Origin of the sequence: Paenibacillus sp. ISL-20, from assembly GCF_018613005.1 — a bacterium.
In the GTDB taxonomy this organism is placed as follows: domain Bacteria; phylum Bacillota; class Bacilli; order Paenibacillales; family Paenibacillaceae; genus Paenibacillus_AQ.
The window spans coordinates 51961-67786 of the sequence record NZ_JAGGRD010000024.1; the positions used below are offsets into that span (position 1 = coordinate 51961).

Below are 15826 nucleotides of genomic sequence, written 5' to 3' on the forward strand. Positions count from 1 at the left end.
TTCCAAAAATTCCACCAGAATAGGCACAGAGAAACCCGCCACCCGCGATTCACTCACGTTTGAGCGGTTCTCTAGCCTATTGTACATGATTGCCAGCCACTTAGCGAAGTTCTATCGGCACATATTTTTGGTCGGTCATACCTGTATACTCTGCACGCGGGCGGATAATACGGTTGCCTTCATACTGCTCAAGAATGTGCGCAGTCCATCCGGATACACGGCTGATGGCAAAAATCGGCGTGAACAATTCCTGCTCGATGCCGAGCTGCGTATAGACCGATGCGGAATAGAAATCAACGTTCGGCTTCAGCCCTTTTTGGTTGGTAACCGTTTCGTCGATCAGTACCGACATGTCGTACAGCGTGGTGTCGCCTTTCATTTCACCAAGCTCGCGCGACATTTTTTGCAGATGCTTCGCGCGCGGGTCGCCGTTTTTGTATACGCGGTGTCCAAAGCCCATAATTTTTTCACGGTTGTCCAGCTTCTCCTGAATGTAAGCCTGAGCCCGATCAATCGAACCGACCTCGTTCAGCATCTTCATGACGGCTTCATTCGCGCCGCCGTGCAGAGGACCTTTCAGCGCACCAATGGCGGAAGTAACGCCGGAATATATGTCAGACAGCGTGGCTACGGTTACACGGGCAGCAAACGTGGATGCGTTAAGCTCGTGATCCGCATGCAGTACCAGTGCCTGGTCCAGAGCCTTGATCGAAGTCTGATCAGGATCTTCGCCTCTGAGCATATACAAGAAATTCTCCGAGATGGAGACGCCGGCTTTCGGAGCGACCGGCTCTTTACCCTGACGAATACGGGCGATGGCAGCAATGATCGTCGGAAGCTGAGCTTGAAGTTTAACCGCTTTCTTTTCGTTTGCTTCACGGCTCATATCGTCGCCTTCGGCGTCATACAGAGCAAGCGCGGATACAGCCGAGCGAAGCGCAGCCATCGTATTGGTATCCTTCGGATACAATTTGATCTGCTGGATAAGCTCATCTGGAATGGCAGCATAGTCGCTCAAATCTTGTTGAAGGGCCTTAAGCTCTTCGGCATTCGGAAGTTTTCCGAACCAAAGCAGATAGGCTACCTCTTCAAAACTTGCATGTTCTGCGAGATCGTCAATATCATACCCACGATAAGTCAGAACGCCATCGACGATCGAACTAATCGCGGAGGTGGTAGCTACAATGCCTTCCAAACCCTTGGTAGCTGTCATGCAACATCTCTCCTTTATGATCGGGATAAACTGAACTATTTTGACATTCATGAAAACATTTTCATGAAGTCGGATAAAAAAGAAAAACGCGAAAAAAATTGCTATGGTCCTAGTTATAAACCTTCTCATATCATACTGGATTTTGTCTGATATGTGAACATGAGCAGCGACATTCGCCGCATCAAATTGTTTTATCGACACCATAAACATTTTTTTGAAATCACTTACAATTCCATTATACCTGTGATAATTCTCATTGTCGAATCATGAAGACAAGCGTTTTCCAACTCCTTATCCTTATATTGAAACTCCTTGCATACGTATAGGAATGAGCGATTCTGCTCGTCCCTGAAGTGCTGCAAAGGAGTGTGATTGTTTGGAACGATTGATGCTCAAGCGTTTTGGCAGGGGAGTGTGGGTGCTGTCTTCCATCTTCGTGATTGCCTATTTGGTATATGTACTGCTACCGCTGCTTTATCCCTTCCTGCTGGCCTGGATCATCGCCTATGCCATGAATCCTTGCGTCCACCTGCTTCAGCGGAGTTTGAAGCTGCCGCGGTGGCTCGCCGTCACGTTGTCCCTGCTGCTGTATTTCGGAGCGGCTCTGCTGATTCTTACTGCGGCTGTTACCAGACTGGTCAAGGAACTGATTATTCTGTCCCAGTCCTTCAATCTCCATATTGATACCTGGATGGAATGGCTGACGGCCTGGATGCAGAATGATAGCTTCCAGAATATCATCAATGAGATTAGCCGGTTCTATCAGAACAACCCGAATTATCACGATACCATCAATCAGAATATTACCCGCACGACACAAACGATTGGCACGGCCGTGACCGATTTAGTTACCAGTATTTTTAACGGAATTTTGCAAATTATTTATTACCTGCCGAACTTAGGCACGATTCTGATTGTTGTTTTACTGTCAACATTCTTTCTCAGCAACAGCTGGGAGCGCCATAATCGCGTGCTTATCCGCATCCTGCCCGACGTCATTCGCAAACCCATGATCTATATCTTCTCGGATTTGAAAAAAGCGTTGTTCGGATTCGCGAGGGCCCAGTTGATCCTCATCTCCATCACGGCCCTTATCGTCATGCTCACGCTTTATGCGCTCGGGGTCGATTCCGCCTTCTCCATCGGACTTCTGATCGGCTTGGTGGATCTTCTCCCATACCTCGGCGTCGGCATCGTCCTGATCCCCTGGTCGCTGTATGCCTTTATGTCGGGCGACCTGACGCTCGGCATCGGACTGACCGTCCTGTACAGCATCATCCTGATCGTCAGGCAGATCATGGAGCCCAAGGTGCTCGCTAGCAGTGTGGGACTGGACCCGCTCGCCGCCCTGCTGGGCATGTTTGTCGGGCTCAAGCTGTTTGGCATTCTGGGATTGATTGTAGGTCCTGTGTCGCTTGTCATCCTGGATGCATTCCACCGGGCCCATGTATTCAAGGACCTAAGGAATTATATTATCGGAGGCAGGTTCAGGTAATAAATAGACCGGCCCACGAAGGGGCCGGTCTTATGGGTGATCCTGTTTGTATTATCTGCGAAAGATCGTAATCTTGCCGTTTTTCATATTTTTCTTCATCCATTTCAACAGCAAAATCCGATACAGCGGGCGGGTCAACGGAAATATCAGCGTAAAGCCGATAATGTCAGTTACAAAGCCCGGCAGAATAAGTAGTACTCCACCTGCAAATATACATAGGCCATCAGCCATGGAAGCACCCGGAACCATGCCTGAGTTCATTCTCTGCTTGGCATCTTCCATCGCTTTGCGACCTTCGAACCTCATCATGGCCACGCCAACCGCAGAGGTCAGCAGTGTCAATAGCAAGGTATTCATGCCACCCACGCGATCCGCAACAAACTGGAAGCCGAATATTTCAATAGCAGGCACAAAGATAATCGCTGCCAGCAACCATTTGAACATGAAGCTACTCCTTCCTCCCCCAAAGGGTGTCCCTCAATGCATCATACAGCTTTGGGGAGCATTTATCCAGTCGGGCCGGCTTCCACTCTCGATTCAGCCATACATGTCGGGTCGCACCTGCCGTTAACAAGGTACCGGGAAGCCTGGATTCGGGAGACAACTCCATCGTCCCCGAATCTGCCTGCTCCTGTTCGTTCAGCAAACGGACCTCATATTCATAGTGTATTCGAAGCGGGGAGAAAGCAGTCATTCTGGTAAATACCGTTACGAGATCATCATACCGCGCAGGCTGGCGGTACTTGATATCAAGATCAACCACCGGGAGCAGGACGCCTTCTTCTTCCATTCCGCGATACGTAAATCCCATTTCACGGATCATTTGGGTGCGCCCGATCTCGAACCAGTTTAAATAGTTAGCATGGTATACGACACCCATTTGATCGCTTTCCTGATAACGCACCCGAAATGACGTCCAGAACCAGCGGCTTAGTGTCGGTACGGATGGCTTAGGCATCAACATCACCCCCTTATCTATGCAAAAAGCAATGGTCGACAGAATCATCGTCCATTGCTCATATGCTGCTATATTCAGAATCCAACGGATTCTTGACTGTTGTATTACTTCTGTTGTGGGATTTGATCCACTTTCAGCAGGTTGGTCGAACCGGAACGGCCCAGCGGCACGCCTGCTGTAATCACAACAAGATCGCCTTCTTTAACGAGACCGGACTTCACGCCGCCTTGCAGCGCGTAATCAAACATCTCGTCCGTAGAAGAAGCCTGTTCGCCTTTAACCGGCGTTACACCCCAAGTCAGTGCCAAACGTCTCATCGTTCTGTCTTGCGTCGTGACAGCGACGATAGGAGCCTCTGGACGGTATTTGGATACCATACGAGCCGTTTGACCGGATTCCGTGGACGATATGATTGCTTTGGCATTCAGGTCGAGTGCCGAGATCGCAACGGATTGGCTGATTGCTTCGGTAACGCTGGTATCTTGAGCAATACGCTGTTTCAAGAACATTTCACGATAGTTCAGTGCGGATTCCGCTTTCTCTGCGATACGGGACATGGTCAACACGGATTCTACAGGATATTTACCTGCAGCCGTTTCGCCGGACAGCATGATGGCATCGGTACCGTCAAAAATCGCATTGGCAACGTCACTTGCTTCCGCACGGGTAGGACGTGGGTTGCGCTGCATGGAATCCAGCATTTGCGTAGCCGTAATGACCGGTTTGCCAGCCAGGTTACATTTTTCGATCATGCGTTTTTGCACCAATGGAACTTCCTCAGCCGGAATCTCAACGCCGAGGTCGCCGCGGGCTACCATCAAGCCATCGGATACTTCGAGGATTTCATCCAGGTTGTCAACGCCCTGCTGGTTCTCGATTTTGGAGATGATTTGGATGTGCTCGCCATTATGCTTCTTCAGCAATTCGCGAATTTCAAGCACGTCACTTGCTTTACGAACGAAGGAAGCGGCAACAAAATCGATGCCCTGTTCGATCCCGAAAACGATATCGTTGGCGTCTTTTTCCGTAATCCCTGGGAGCGAAATCGCGACTCCCGGTACGTTTACACCTTTTTTGCTCTTAATGGTTCCGCCATTGACGATGCGGCATCTGATTTCGGAGCCTTGAATCTCCACCACGGTCAGACCGATCAAACCGTCATCGATCAAGATCGTGGATCCGACTTGAACATCTTGCGGCAACTCTTTATAAGTAATGGACAAACGATTCTTATCACCAAGGATTTCCTCGGTAGTAAGGGTGATATATTCATCTTGTACAAGCTCAATCGGTTCCACTTCAAGTTTACCTGTACGGATTTCCGGTCCTTTGGTGTCAAGCAGGATCGCTACCGTTTTGTTCAACTCTTCGCAAGCTTGGCGGATGTTCTTGATCCGGTTGCCATGCTCCTCGAAGTCGCCGTGAGAGAAGTTCAGACGAGCCACGTTCATGCCGGCCATAATGAGCTTCTTGGTGTTTTCCAACGATTCACTGGAAGGACCGATGGTACATACAATTTTTGTTTTGCGCATTTGGGTTTCCTCCGTTTATTAAAGGGTTCTCTATATCTCTTTTTCCAACAACTAAATCTACTACAAAAAGTCTAATTTGTATAGGAACTTTGTCATATCGTCACATACTCATCAGATTTTTACAGAATCGTCTTCCTGTTCCGCCTTCGCAAAATCGAATTCGCCAATCTTGCGGAACTTGCGGTACCGGTCTTCCTTCAGCTCGCAGGCATCCATGACGGAAAGCTCTTTCAGCTGGCTGATCAGTGCGCTTTGAATGGCGGCAGCCGTCTCTTCATAGTTGCGGTGCGCACCGCCCTTAGGCTCCGGTATAATTTCCTCAATGACTTCCATTTCAAGCAGGTCCTTAGCGGTGATCTTCATGGCTTCCGCAGCCTGGTCCGCTTTGGATGCATCCTTCCACAGAATGGATGCGGCGCCGTTCGGTGAAATGGCGGAATAAATGGCATGCTCAAGCATCAACACACGATTGCCTACAGCCATCGCAAGAGCACCGCCGCTCCCACCTTCGCCGATGACCACACAAACAATAGGCACCCCAAGGGACGACATTTCCCGTAGATTACGAGCAATCGCCTCGGACTGACCTCTTTCTTCTGCTGTATTACCCGGATATGCGCCTTTTGTATCAATAAACGTGATAATGGGACGCTTGAACTTGTTCGCCTGCTGCATAAGTCGCAGGGCTTTACGGAAACCTTCCGGATGCGGACTTCCGAAGAAACGAGCGATATTATCTTTCGTATCCTTACCGCGCTGCTGACCGACCACCGTGACGGGAACACCGTCCAGTTTGGCCAGGCCGCCGACAATGGCAAGATCGTCCCCGTAGAGACGATCTCCATGCAGCTCGATAAAATCCGTAAAGATCAACTGGATCAAATCAAGCGACGTCGGTCGCTGCTGATGACGGGCCAGATGCATTTTCTGGGAAGGCGAAATCGAAGAATAAATTTCTTCCTCCAAACGACTATATCGTTCTTCCAGGCGGGCGATTTCATCCGTGAAATCGATCCCTTTTTCCTGTCCGAATTGTTTCAGTTCATCAATCTTCTTGCGCATTTCGGCAAGTGGCATTTCAAAAGGCAATTCGCCTGACATCAGAATCCCCCTTTCACGGTATGCATCTCCAGCAGCTTACCAAGCATGGAGCGCATATCTTTCCGATGAATAACCATGTCAAGCTGACCATGCGCCAAGTTGAACTCCGCTGTCTGGAAATCATCCGGCAGTTTCTGGCGAATGGTCTGTTCAATAACGATACGGCCCGCAAAACCGAATACGGCTCCTGGCTCGGCAATATTGATATCGCCAAGCGTCGCAAAGCTGGCGGATACACCGCCGGTCGTCGGATCCGTTATCACTGAAATATAGAGCCCACCGAGTTCGTTAAACCTGGACAGGGCTGCGCTTGTTTTGGCCATCTGCATCAAACTGAGAATACTCTCCTGCATCCGGGCACCGCCGGAGGTGGAGAAAATAATAAGTGGTAAACGCTTGTCCGTTGCAAACTCGATCGCTCGGGTGATTTTTTCCCCGACGACGGAGCCCATGCTTCCCGTGAAGAAATCAAAACTCATCACAGCCACCACAACAGGCTGGCCGAGAATCGAGCCTTGACCGGTAATAACCGCATCATGAAGACCGGATTTCATCTTCTGCTGCTCGAGCTTGGCCGCATATCCCGGAAATTTGAGCGGATCCACCGAGATCATATCCGCGTCAAACTCTTCAAAGCCTGTCTCATCCAGCGTCATGGCAATCCGTTCTACTGCGTTCAGGCGCATATGATGTCCGCATTCCTGACACACCTTCAGATTCTTCTCAAGCTCTTTGCTGTATTGAATGGTGCCACACTTAGCACACTTATTCATCAGACCTTCCGGAATTTCCCGTTTCGGGCGTTCGCCTTCCTGAGGCTGCCCTGCTGTCCCAAGTCGTTCCGATGGGATCGTTGCGTATTTCCTTTTTTTCTGAAATAAGTCTTTAAACACAACTACACCTCTCCAGCCGTAAATTTGAATGGCCGCCGCAATAGCACATCGCCGATCCGTACGCTAAGCTTCGCTATGTAACCCAGATGAAACTAGGGGTGCAATATCGAATTCAACACTTCCTGTACTTCCTCAAGCTCTCCGGAGGGTACCAAAATCTCAAACTGCTGTTTGGAAAGATTCACAGGACGGCTTTGAACCAAAAAACCTTCTTCCGTTAGCCTGGTCTTGATCATTTCCGCCACCTTTGCAGTTGGCGCAATATAGATTACCGTCCACATGCCTTTCAGATCCCCCTAATCTCGTCCCACAGGCATATCCTGAGCCGATATAATGGATAATGATAACATACTTCAGTTTTTACCTCAACAAAGAGAGCAGGGGGCTGAAAGCCAAATCTTACCCGTATGCAGTGATTCGACACCGCTCGCGCAAATCAGTCAGAACCTGCGGTATAATGGGCCGCATCGGGATTATTATGCGCGATGCGTGAGGAAGCGGCAGCGGCGATGCCTGCAACGAGATCATCCAGAAACACATGTATCCCGTCCGACTTTTCATTTAATATCTCAATCACACCTATTTTTTCTTTATCCAGGTAGCCGAAACTGGTCAGTCCGATCATGCCATATATGCTCGTGACACCAAGCGCCATGGTCTCATCCACTCCGTAGAGCGGTTCGTCTTGCTCCATAATCGATTGCAGCGGCTCCGGCAGCAGTTTCTTCTCCGCCAGCTCATCCAGCGCAATGCCCGTATACAGCGTATACTGAACTTCGCGCTTGCCGAGAACGGCCCGGACACTTTCTTCACACTGCTCGATGGTTAACTTCGGATGATAACGCTGCTGCAGCTTCAACACAATATCCGCGATGGAGCTTACGCTGACTCCTCTGCGGCTGAGCATGCTTTCTGCCAAGTCCATTGACATCACAAATCCCCCCCGCGTCTTTGGCCGCGCTCTTTCAATCCGGTTCTATCATGAAGAGCCTTCTTCATGCGAATACTCGGCCAACATTACCTGTAGTGTCCTAATTGTATGCGGGAGGGATGGGAAACGTTCTTAAATTTTCATGTCACTTCACTTTAACGGTGTCCTTACCCAGCATGCTCTCCATTTCGGCAAAAAGCTCTGTCGAAGGCTTAATCCGATAGGCATCGCTAAGCGCAAGCACCTTCTGGCTTCGCTCATAAAACAGCACCGTTGGCACATGCCCCGGATGCTGCTGCAGGAGTTCTTTCAGCTTCACCAGCAGCTCCGATTGCTCCGCATCGGCCGTTATTTTCACAAACACGCGCTGCTCAGCCTTATGATTCGATACGACGGTACGAGATTCCTTCTCGGGCGATAAGCTGCTGCCCGATGCTTCATTTCGGATTGAGGTCGAATCATCGCCACTCCGGGCGGCAAGCGGCTCCGGGGTCGGGACGGCCGATGGATTACCGGCCGAAACAGTCGGCATGCCGACTGCGCCCGATTTTACACCCCTGCCGTTATTCTCTCCGCCGGATTTTCCTCTTCCGCCTGCTGGTCCCCGAACCTTGCTCCGTTGAACCATTTGGCTCAAGGTTTGCGCCTCAAGCGGAGCGATTTCTTCGGCCAGCAGCTTGAAGCCTTCGTCCTGCAGTTGGACCTTCGCCCGGATCGCGAGCAGCGCGCCTTTTTCAATCAGATGCGCGCTTCGCTTCCACACTTCGGGAAAGAGAACGACCTCGCAGCGCTCGATTTGATCCTCGCACTCCATGAAGGCCATCGCCTTCCCCTGTTTCGTCGTAATGGTCTTTAGTGTAACCACCATCCCGGCAACCGTAGCCATCGACTCATCTTCCGCTTCATGCAGATCCATTAACCGATCCGCTCCGGATTCCGTCAGCGTATCTTCGAAGCCGTCCAGCGGATGGCCGGACAAATACATGCCCAGCAGCTCGCGTTCGAATTCGAGCTGCTGACTTGCGGTATATGGCGGGATGTCCGGATATTCAATGTCCCAATTCGTCGTTTCCACGAAGTCGAAGAGCTGAATCTGGAGATCATCCCGTTCCTTTCTCCACTTCACGGCCGCTTCAACCGTTTCGTCCAGCATGGCGACCAACTGGGAGCGGTGACCCTGCAAGGAATCGAAAGCCCCCGCCTGAATAAGCGACTCGATCACGCGCTTGTTGCATACGCGGAGGTCCACCCGGCGGCAAAAATCGAGCAGGCTTTCAAACGGCTTTTCACGCCTGATCTCGACGATATTCTCCACCGCTTGCGTGCCAACATTCTTAATCGCGGCAAGCCCGAATCGGATTCCGCCTCCTGCCGGACGACCGGCTTCATCATCGCCGCCCTTCGCAGCAGGGCCGCTCATGACCGGCGTGAAATACGTTCCGCTTTCGTTGACGTCCGGCGCCATGACCTCGATGTAGAGCCGCCGGGCCTCCAGCACGTATTCGGCTACCTTTCGGTGGCTGCCCATAACCGCAGTCAGCATGGAAGCCATGAACGGAACCGGATAGTGCGCCTTAAGATAAGCCGTCTGGAAGGCCAGCACGCCATAAGCAGCAGCATGCGCACGGGGAAATCCGTAATTCGCGAACCGGACGATCATATCGTACACACGGTTGGCCTCATCCTCGCTATAGCCGAGCTTGAGACTGCCCGAAACGAAATGGCTCCGCTCCCGGTCCAGCACTTCGCGCTTCTTCTTCGAAACCGCTCTTCGCAGCAAATCCGCTTCCCCGAGCGAGAAGCCGGCCATCGTCGAAGCGATCTGTATGATCTGCTCCTGATAGACGATAATTCCGTGCGTATCGCCTAATATCGGGATCAGATCCGAATGGGGATACTCCGGCTCTATCCGGCCGTGCTTGGCTTGAATGAACTTTGGAATAAACTCCATGGGACCCGGGCGGTACAAGGCATTGACGGATACGATATCCTCAAACACCGAAGGTTTCAGATCCTTCAGCACCCGCCGGATGCCCGCAGATTCAAGCTGAAACACGCCCGTGGTATCGCCGCGCCCCAGCATCTCATACGTCAGAAAATCGTCATCCGGCACTTGTTCGAAATCGAGTGTTCTGCCGGTCAATTCTTGAATCCATCGCAGGGTACGCTCAATGATGGACAACGTCCGCAGACCCAAAAAATCCATCTTGAGCAGCCCCACGCTCTCCAGACTCTCCATGGAATACTGCGTCAGCGCCGTCTTCTCGCTGCCTTCCTGCAGCGGCACCGCATCCGTCAGCGGATCGCGGGAAATGACAATGCCCGCCGCATGCGTCGAAGCATGACGGGGCATGCCCTCGACCTTCATCGCCATATCGATCAGCTCGCGCACCTTCGGCTTCGTCTCGTACTGCTCCTTCAGCTGCGGGCTTTGCTCCATCGCTCCTGCGATGCTGATGCCCAGGTGGTTAGGGATCAGCTTGGCCGCCTTGTCCACATCCCCGAACGGCACATTCAGCGCACGTCCGACATCACGGACGGCCGCCCTTGCCGCCATCGTACCGAACGTGATGATCTGAGCGACATGTTCTTTCCCGTATTTATCCACCACATAATCAATGACCTCTTCCCGGCGCTCGTCACTGAAGTCGATATCAATATCCGGCATCGTAATCCGTTCCGGGTTCAGGAAGCGTTCAAACAACAATTTATATTTCATCGGATCAACATTTGTAATGTGAAGCGTGTAAGCTACCAAGCTGCCCGCCGATGAACCCCTGCCCGGTCCAACCGCGATGCCTTGCCTGTGGGCGTAGGCGATAAAATCCCATACGATCAGGAAATAATCGCTGAAGCCCATGCTCTCAATGACACCGAGCTCATAGTTCAGTCGCTGCTCCAGCTCGCTGCGCAGCGCTTCATCCTGCCACCGCTCCGAATTCTCATAACGTCCTTTCAGCCCGTTCAAGCAGAGATCCCGCAAGTATTCTGCTGCATTTTTCCCTTCGGGAAGAGTGCTGTATTCCGGCAGAATGGACTTGCCGAACTCCAGTTCCAGGTTACAGTGGTCCGCAATCTTAGCCGTATTCAATATAGCTTCAGGCACATGGGGGTACAGACGCTCCATTTCGCTGCCGCTCTTCAAATAGAGCTGGTTCGTCTGGATTTGCAGCCTGTCTTCATCTTCCACCGTTTTGCCCGTGCCGATGCAAATTAGGACGTCCTGAACTTCGGCATCGCTCTCAGCCAGATAATGCACATCATTGGTAGCGACCAGCGGAATGCCGATCTCGCGGCTCAGCTGAATCAGCTGGGGATTCACGCGCTTTTGCTCCGGAATTCCGTGATCCTGCAGCTCCAAGTAGTAGTCTTCTCCAAAAATCGCCTGGTAACGAAGCGCAGCGGCTTTCGCTTCCGCCTCACGTCCATGAAGCAGATGCTGGGGAACCTCGCCGCCCAAGCAAGCGCTGAGACATATGATGCCTTTATGATGGGCGGCGAGTGCCTCCATATCGATTCGGGGTCTGTAATGGTACCCCTCCAGATGCCCGATCGAGCACAGCTTCATCAAATTGCGATAGCCGGTCTCATTTTTGGCAAGCAGAATCAAATGATAGATCGGCTGATCTTTGCGGCTTCCCCGCTCCTTGCGGGAGCCTGCCGTGATATAGGCCTCGCAGCCGATAATCGGTTTGATGCCTTGCGCCAGGCAGGCTTTATAGAATGGAATGGCACCATACATCACACCATGATCCGTCAGCGCCAGCGATTTCATTCCAAGCGCCGCCGCTTCCCGCACCAGGTCACCGATACGTGCCGCTCCATCGAGCAAACTGTATTCACTATGCACGTGCAAATGCACGAAAGAGCTCATCGTAACGCCTTCCTTTCGCCGGTACATGTATATTTAAAATCAATCCAAGAATATCTTTAAAAGTCTTTATACCATTTTATCATAATCCCGCTAGGCCCGCCCATAGAATGAAACTAGGGAATACGTGGACAGGCGGTTGCCGTGACATCCACCAAGAGAAGAGAGGAGACATGAGGGCATGAGCGTTTTTTTATCAAAAGCGATCCTGGACTTTTTTATAGCCTTTGGCATCGTGCTGGGGGGAGCCATGGTGGGAGGTGTAGGCGCCGTGCTGTCCCTGCAGCCCCCCACCCACACCATGATGGAGGTCGCAGACCGAATTAAGATCTGGGCGCTTGCGGCCGCCATTGGAGGCACCATCGATCCCATGCGGGTCATTGAGAGCAATATGCTTGGCGGTAATTTATCCCCTGTGATCAAACAAATTCTATATCTCGGCTTTGCATTTCTTGGAGCACATATGGGCAGCGAGCTGGTCAAATGGGTGTGCTCCAGCCGGAGTTAAACAATGCGCGTACCTCCAACCCACCGCTTCCGCCCCTTCTATCAGGTCGCATCCATCTTCGTGCTGGGGATGGTTGTCGGCAGCATCGTCTACAACTCGGTCTATCATGCAGCCTACAATAAACTATGGGAAACGAATCAAGACCAGCAGATCCAAATCACTCAGTATAAAAAAGACATCGATTCGTTAAAAAAATACAATAAACAATCCACGGTCATCAAAGAAATCAAGATCCGGAGCGAGCAAAACGACAGGGCGCCGCTGGATCCCGTGATCATCAAAGAACTCATCAGGCTTATGGGCGATGATCTGGCAGCCCTTCGGGGCCGTAATGTGTTTGATATCGACGCGGACAGCAAACTGACGCGCTCACTTCTCAGCGACAAAATATATACGGTTCGCGAAAAGGATTACAAGGTCCAGATCAAGACCATGCTCGTCATGGAGGGTGTACTTCAAATCTGGGTTAGCTTTGATCATGTAGATGCAAAGTCAACGGTATCATGATACAATACCGGTATTGTACATGATCGAATCTAACACGCTTTTTAGCTATATCGTAAGCATGTTACTGAATATAAAGGAGCCCTCCATCCCATGATCACAGTCATCCACTATATCCTATACATTATCCTCGTTCTGTCCGTAATCGCTGCCGCGCTGTATAGCATTCGCGCACGACGAGTAGCGGATCCCGCTGACCGCGGGATCTATATGTCCATGATGAACCTCTATATGGGCATTATGCTGGTTTCCCTTTCGCTAGTCTGCATGTTTCTGTTCAGCGGCTCCACGCCAGCTGTCATTGTAGAAGCCGTATTCTTGGTGCTTGGCGCATTTAATATATTTTCCGGCCTAAGAAGCCGCACCTATTACAGCAGACAGAAGGATTCGAGGACGGCCAGCTAAATTAAACGGAACAGGGGCATCCCAGAAGGTCCATTAAGACCTGCGGGATGCCCCTTTATTTTGTCCGGAGTTTAGCCGTGATCGATCGCCTGCATCGTCATGACCGCTTTGGCAATCAGGTTCGTCTGATGCTGGATCTCAATCTCCATCTTGCAGGTACGGCGGCTGATCTCCAGCAGTTTCGGCATAATGACGATCGGATCCTCGATCTGCACGGGCCGGATGAAATACGTTGACAGATGGTCCAGCACGTGGTCCCAGCCGCTGATATCCTTGGCCGCTTTAACCGCCGCTTGGCTCATCACGGTCGTAAGCACCCCTTGCGAAATCGTTCCAAGTTCTGAAGCCATTTGAGGCGTGATAAAACCGTGAAAGAACAAACGCCCTTCCTCGTCCCGATCCTCTGCAATCCCATTCCAGATCAACTGATCAAACGTTTCGCCGAGCTGAGGCTGATTTCGCGCATCCCGCAGTGCCCCTAGCACTTCTTTACGAGTGACCGTTGCAAGCAGCTTGCGGTTCCGATCCACAATCGGCAGAAAATCGATCCCTTCCCACATCATAATCTGCGCCGCTGATGCAAGTGAAGTTTTCATGCTTGCCGTCACCGGGTTACGGGTCATCGCTTTCTCGATCGGCTGGGTTTCGGCGAGCCCTTCCACATCCCGGACACCAACAATGCCGATGACCCGGTTCCATTCGTCCGTTACCGGATACCGGATTTCCCCGGTTGCTTGTGAAATCCGTTTGAATTCCTGAACGGTGACGGAGTTTTTCAACTGGTGATTCTTCGGCTTATCATGAGCGATGTCCTCCACCAGCATAATTTTCTTCTTAATTAAACGGTCAAAAATGGCGCGGTTAATCATGGAGGCGACGGTAAACGTGTCATGACGGGACGATATAATGGGCAGATGCAACTGGTCTGCCAGCTGCTTCACTTCCCGGCTGGTTCCGAAACCGCCTGTAATCAATACGCCCGCTCCCTGCTCAAGTGCCAGGAAATGGGCATCTTCACGGTTACCGACAATCATGAGGCTTCCGGCATCGATATATCGGATCATCGCCTCTACCTTCATAGCGCCAATCACATATTTATGCAGGCTTTTATTAAGCCCTTCCGCACCGCCAAGCACATGCCCTTCCACTATTTCAACAACATCGGCAAACATAAGCTGCTCGGATATGTTCCGCGGCTTCCGTTCCACACGAACCGTGCCGATCCGCTCCTTCGTGACCACAATGCCCAGGCTTTCCGCTTCCTTCACCGCCCGATAAGCGGTGCCCTCGCTGACGCCCATCTCTTTAGCTAACCGTCGTACCGATATTTTGCTTCCAACCTTCAAACTTTCAATATGCTGAACCAACTGCTCGTGTTTAGTAATCGTATCATCTCGAACGTCCAACTGTTACACCCCCAGAACACTATCTGTACCATACTGTATCTATTATATCACGTCCTATGACACTCCCATACCTGTCAGATACAAAAAAACCTCCCATGAAGGATAACGGATGGGCGATCCAACCGTATCCCTTAAAGGAGGTTTTTGTTCATCACAGCTCTCGCTGTGATCCAACTCTTAATTGGCTTCCTGGCTCTTCTGTTCCTCAGGCCATTTCAATTCCCATTGGCGTAATTTCTCCTTACGGATCTCATCGAGCGCTTTCTGTTTCGCTTCATCTACACCGATAAGATAATAGAGATGCGAACCGATCACGAGCAGGGCAAATCCTGCCCAGACTGCACCGAACAGCGAAACCCACGAGAACCCGCCAGAAAAGGAAATGCTGGGAAGGGCGTATATCAACATGCCGAGTGCAACCAATAAATAAGCGGTGTGTTTAAACTTATTCTTCTTTTTTTTCATTGTAAACGCAGCTCCTCTACTCTCTGAAATCTATATTTCTACTCTATGAGGAGCTTGCGCAATTTATGAGACAAGTTTTTAAAAATTGTTCGAAATCGATCCGAAATTAACAGCCCGCACCATGGTTACAAATAGATTGCTTTATGATTGAGCTGGTCCGTACAGATGCTGGAGGCTGTCCGATATAATCTTGTTCACGTCTTCGATGATGACACTCAAACGCCGCTCAGCGTCAAACAAACGACGAATGTTCAGGTTCAAGCTAAGCACCTCAAACTGTTTCTCCATCTTCTCCATTTCGTCCTGAGCCGGCATATCGCCGGACATCATACGCTGTTGAAGCTCCATCTGGCGCTGACGGAAATCATCCAGCATGCGTCTGCTCTCCGGATCTGCATCCACGAGTTTCATAGCAGAGGTGATCTCCTCTACCTCCTTGCTTTCCCTCATCGCTTTTGCCAAATCATGTGCCTTGTCATAAATGTTCATTTTTAATTCCTCCAATATATTCGGCCGAAATGCCGTTTTTTTTAATTCGCCTTTC

Annotated in this window: 16 protein-coding genes; 4 read left to right on the forward strand and 12 right to left on the reverse strand. The window is 50.9% G+C overall.

What is annotated here, in order from left to right:
* Nucleotides 1-100: 100 nt before the first annotated feature.
* Nucleotides 101-1213 carry a citrate synthase gene (gene citZ / locus J7E85_RS14780; RefSeq protein ID WP_215158988.1) on the reverse strand — a complete coding sequence of 371 codons (1113 nt, stop codon included), beginning with the start codon at nucleotides 1211-1213 and terminating at the stop codon, nucleotides 101-103.
* Nucleotides 1214-1589: 376 nt separating this feature from the next.
* On the opposite strand from citZ, the gene ytvI reads away from it, so the two are divergent.
* A complete protein-coding gene (ytvI, locus tag J7E85_RS14785; RefSeq protein WP_215158991.1) occupies nucleotides 1590-2708 on the forward strand; it encodes a sporulation integral membrane protein YtvI in 1119 nt (372 codons plus the stop codon).
* A gap of 51 nt (nucleotides 2709-2759) precedes the next feature.
* On the opposite strand, the gene J7E85_RS14790 is transcribed toward ytvI, so the two are convergent.
* The 8 genes from J7E85_RS14790 to J7E85_RS14825 all read right to left on the reverse strand — a co-directional run bounded on the left by J7E85_RS14790 (nucleotide 2760) and on the right by J7E85_RS14825 (nucleotide 11997).
* Nucleotides 2760-3152, reverse strand: a complete 393-nt coding sequence (locus J7E85_RS14790; RefSeq protein ID WP_098748409.1) for an FxsA family protein — start codon at nucleotides 3150-3152, stop codon at nucleotides 2760-2762.
* Between the two features lie 4 nt (nucleotides 3153-3156).
* Nucleotides 3157-3666 (reverse strand): acyl-CoA thioesterase, encoded by a 510-nt coding sequence (locus J7E85_RS14795; RefSeq protein WP_215158992.1) that lies wholly within the window; start codon nucleotides 3664-3666, stop codon nucleotides 3157-3159.
* 104 nt (nucleotides 3667-3770) lie between these two features.
* Complete coding sequence (gene pyk, locus J7E85_RS14800) at nucleotides 3771-5198, reverse strand: pyruvate kinase (RefSeq protein ID WP_098748411.1); 1428 nt, start codon at nucleotides 5196-5198, stop codon at nucleotides 3771-3773.
* Nucleotides 5199-5309: 111 nt separating this feature from the next.
* Nucleotides 5310-6299, reverse strand: a complete 990-nt coding sequence (locus J7E85_RS14805) for an acetyl-CoA carboxylase carboxyltransferase subunit alpha (RefSeq protein WP_213643621.1) — start codon at nucleotides 6297-6299, stop codon at nucleotides 5310-5312.
* A complete protein-coding gene (gene accD / locus J7E85_RS14810; protein ID WP_071218063.1) occupies nucleotides 6299-7192 on the reverse strand; it encodes an acetyl-CoA carboxylase, carboxyltransferase subunit beta in 894 nt (297 codons plus the stop codon). The genes J7E85_RS14805 and accD overlap by 1 nt, the downstream gene beginning before the upstream one ends.
* 92 nt (nucleotides 7193-7284) lie before the next feature.
* Nucleotides 7285-7473, reverse strand: coding sequence for a hypothetical protein (locus J7E85_RS14815; protein WP_006212044.1), 189 nt, complete (start codon nucleotides 7471-7473; stop codon nucleotides 7285-7287).
* Nucleotides 7474-7628: 155 nt separating this feature from the next.
* Complete coding sequence (locus tag J7E85_RS14820; protein ID WP_076324336.1) at nucleotides 7629-8123, reverse strand: phosphatidylglycerophosphatase A family protein; 495 nt, start codon at nucleotides 8121-8123, stop codon at nucleotides 7629-7631.
* Between the two features lie 145 nt (nucleotides 8124-8268).
* On the reverse strand, nucleotides 8269-11997 hold the full coding sequence (locus tag J7E85_RS14825; RefSeq protein ID WP_215158994.1) for a DNA polymerase III subunit alpha: 3729 nt from the start codon (nucleotides 11995-11997) through the stop codon (nucleotides 8269-8271).
* A 178-nt stretch (nucleotides 11998-12175) separates the two neighbouring features.
* On the opposite strand from J7E85_RS14825, the gene J7E85_RS14830 reads away from it, so the two are divergent.
* From J7E85_RS14830 to J7E85_RS14840, 3 genes are all read left to right on the forward strand, one after another.
* On the forward strand, nucleotides 12176-12502 hold the full coding sequence (locus J7E85_RS14830; protein WP_076324338.1) for a YtrH family sporulation protein: 327 nt from the start codon (nucleotides 12176-12178) through the stop codon (nucleotides 12500-12502).
* Between the two features lie 3 nt (nucleotides 12503-12505).
* The gene (locus tag J7E85_RS14835; RefSeq protein ID WP_215158996.1) at nucleotides 12506-13009 is read left to right on the forward strand and encodes a sporulation membrane protein YtrI; all 504 of its coding nucleotides are present in this window, start codon (nucleotides 12506-12508) and stop codon (nucleotides 13007-13009) included.
* Nucleotides 13010-13099: 90 nt separating this feature from the next.
* Nucleotides 13100-13411, forward strand: a complete 312-nt coding sequence (locus J7E85_RS14840) for a YtpI family protein (protein WP_215158997.1) — start codon at nucleotides 13100-13102, stop codon at nucleotides 13409-13411.
* 71 nt (nucleotides 13412-13482) lie between these two features.
* On the opposite strand, the gene J7E85_RS14845 is transcribed toward J7E85_RS14840, so the two are convergent.
* The 3 genes from J7E85_RS14845 to J7E85_RS14855 form a co-directional block, all read right to left on the reverse strand.
* Nucleotides 13483-14817 carry a DRTGG domain-containing protein gene (locus J7E85_RS14845; RefSeq protein WP_215159004.1) on the reverse strand — a complete coding sequence of 445 codons (1335 nt, stop codon included), beginning with the start codon at nucleotides 14815-14817 and terminating at the stop codon, nucleotides 13483-13485.
* Between the two features lie 177 nt (nucleotides 14818-14994).
* Nucleotides 14995-15282, reverse strand: a complete 288-nt coding sequence (locus J7E85_RS14850; protein ID WP_076324342.1) for a hypothetical protein — start codon at nucleotides 15280-15282, stop codon at nucleotides 14995-14997.
* Nucleotides 15283-15423: 141 nt separating this feature from the next.
* Nucleotides 15424-15771, reverse strand: a complete 348-nt coding sequence (locus J7E85_RS14855; protein WP_215159006.1) for a YlbF/YmcA family competence regulator — start codon at nucleotides 15769-15771, stop codon at nucleotides 15424-15426.
* Between the last annotated feature and the right edge of the window lie 55 nt (nucleotides 15772-15826).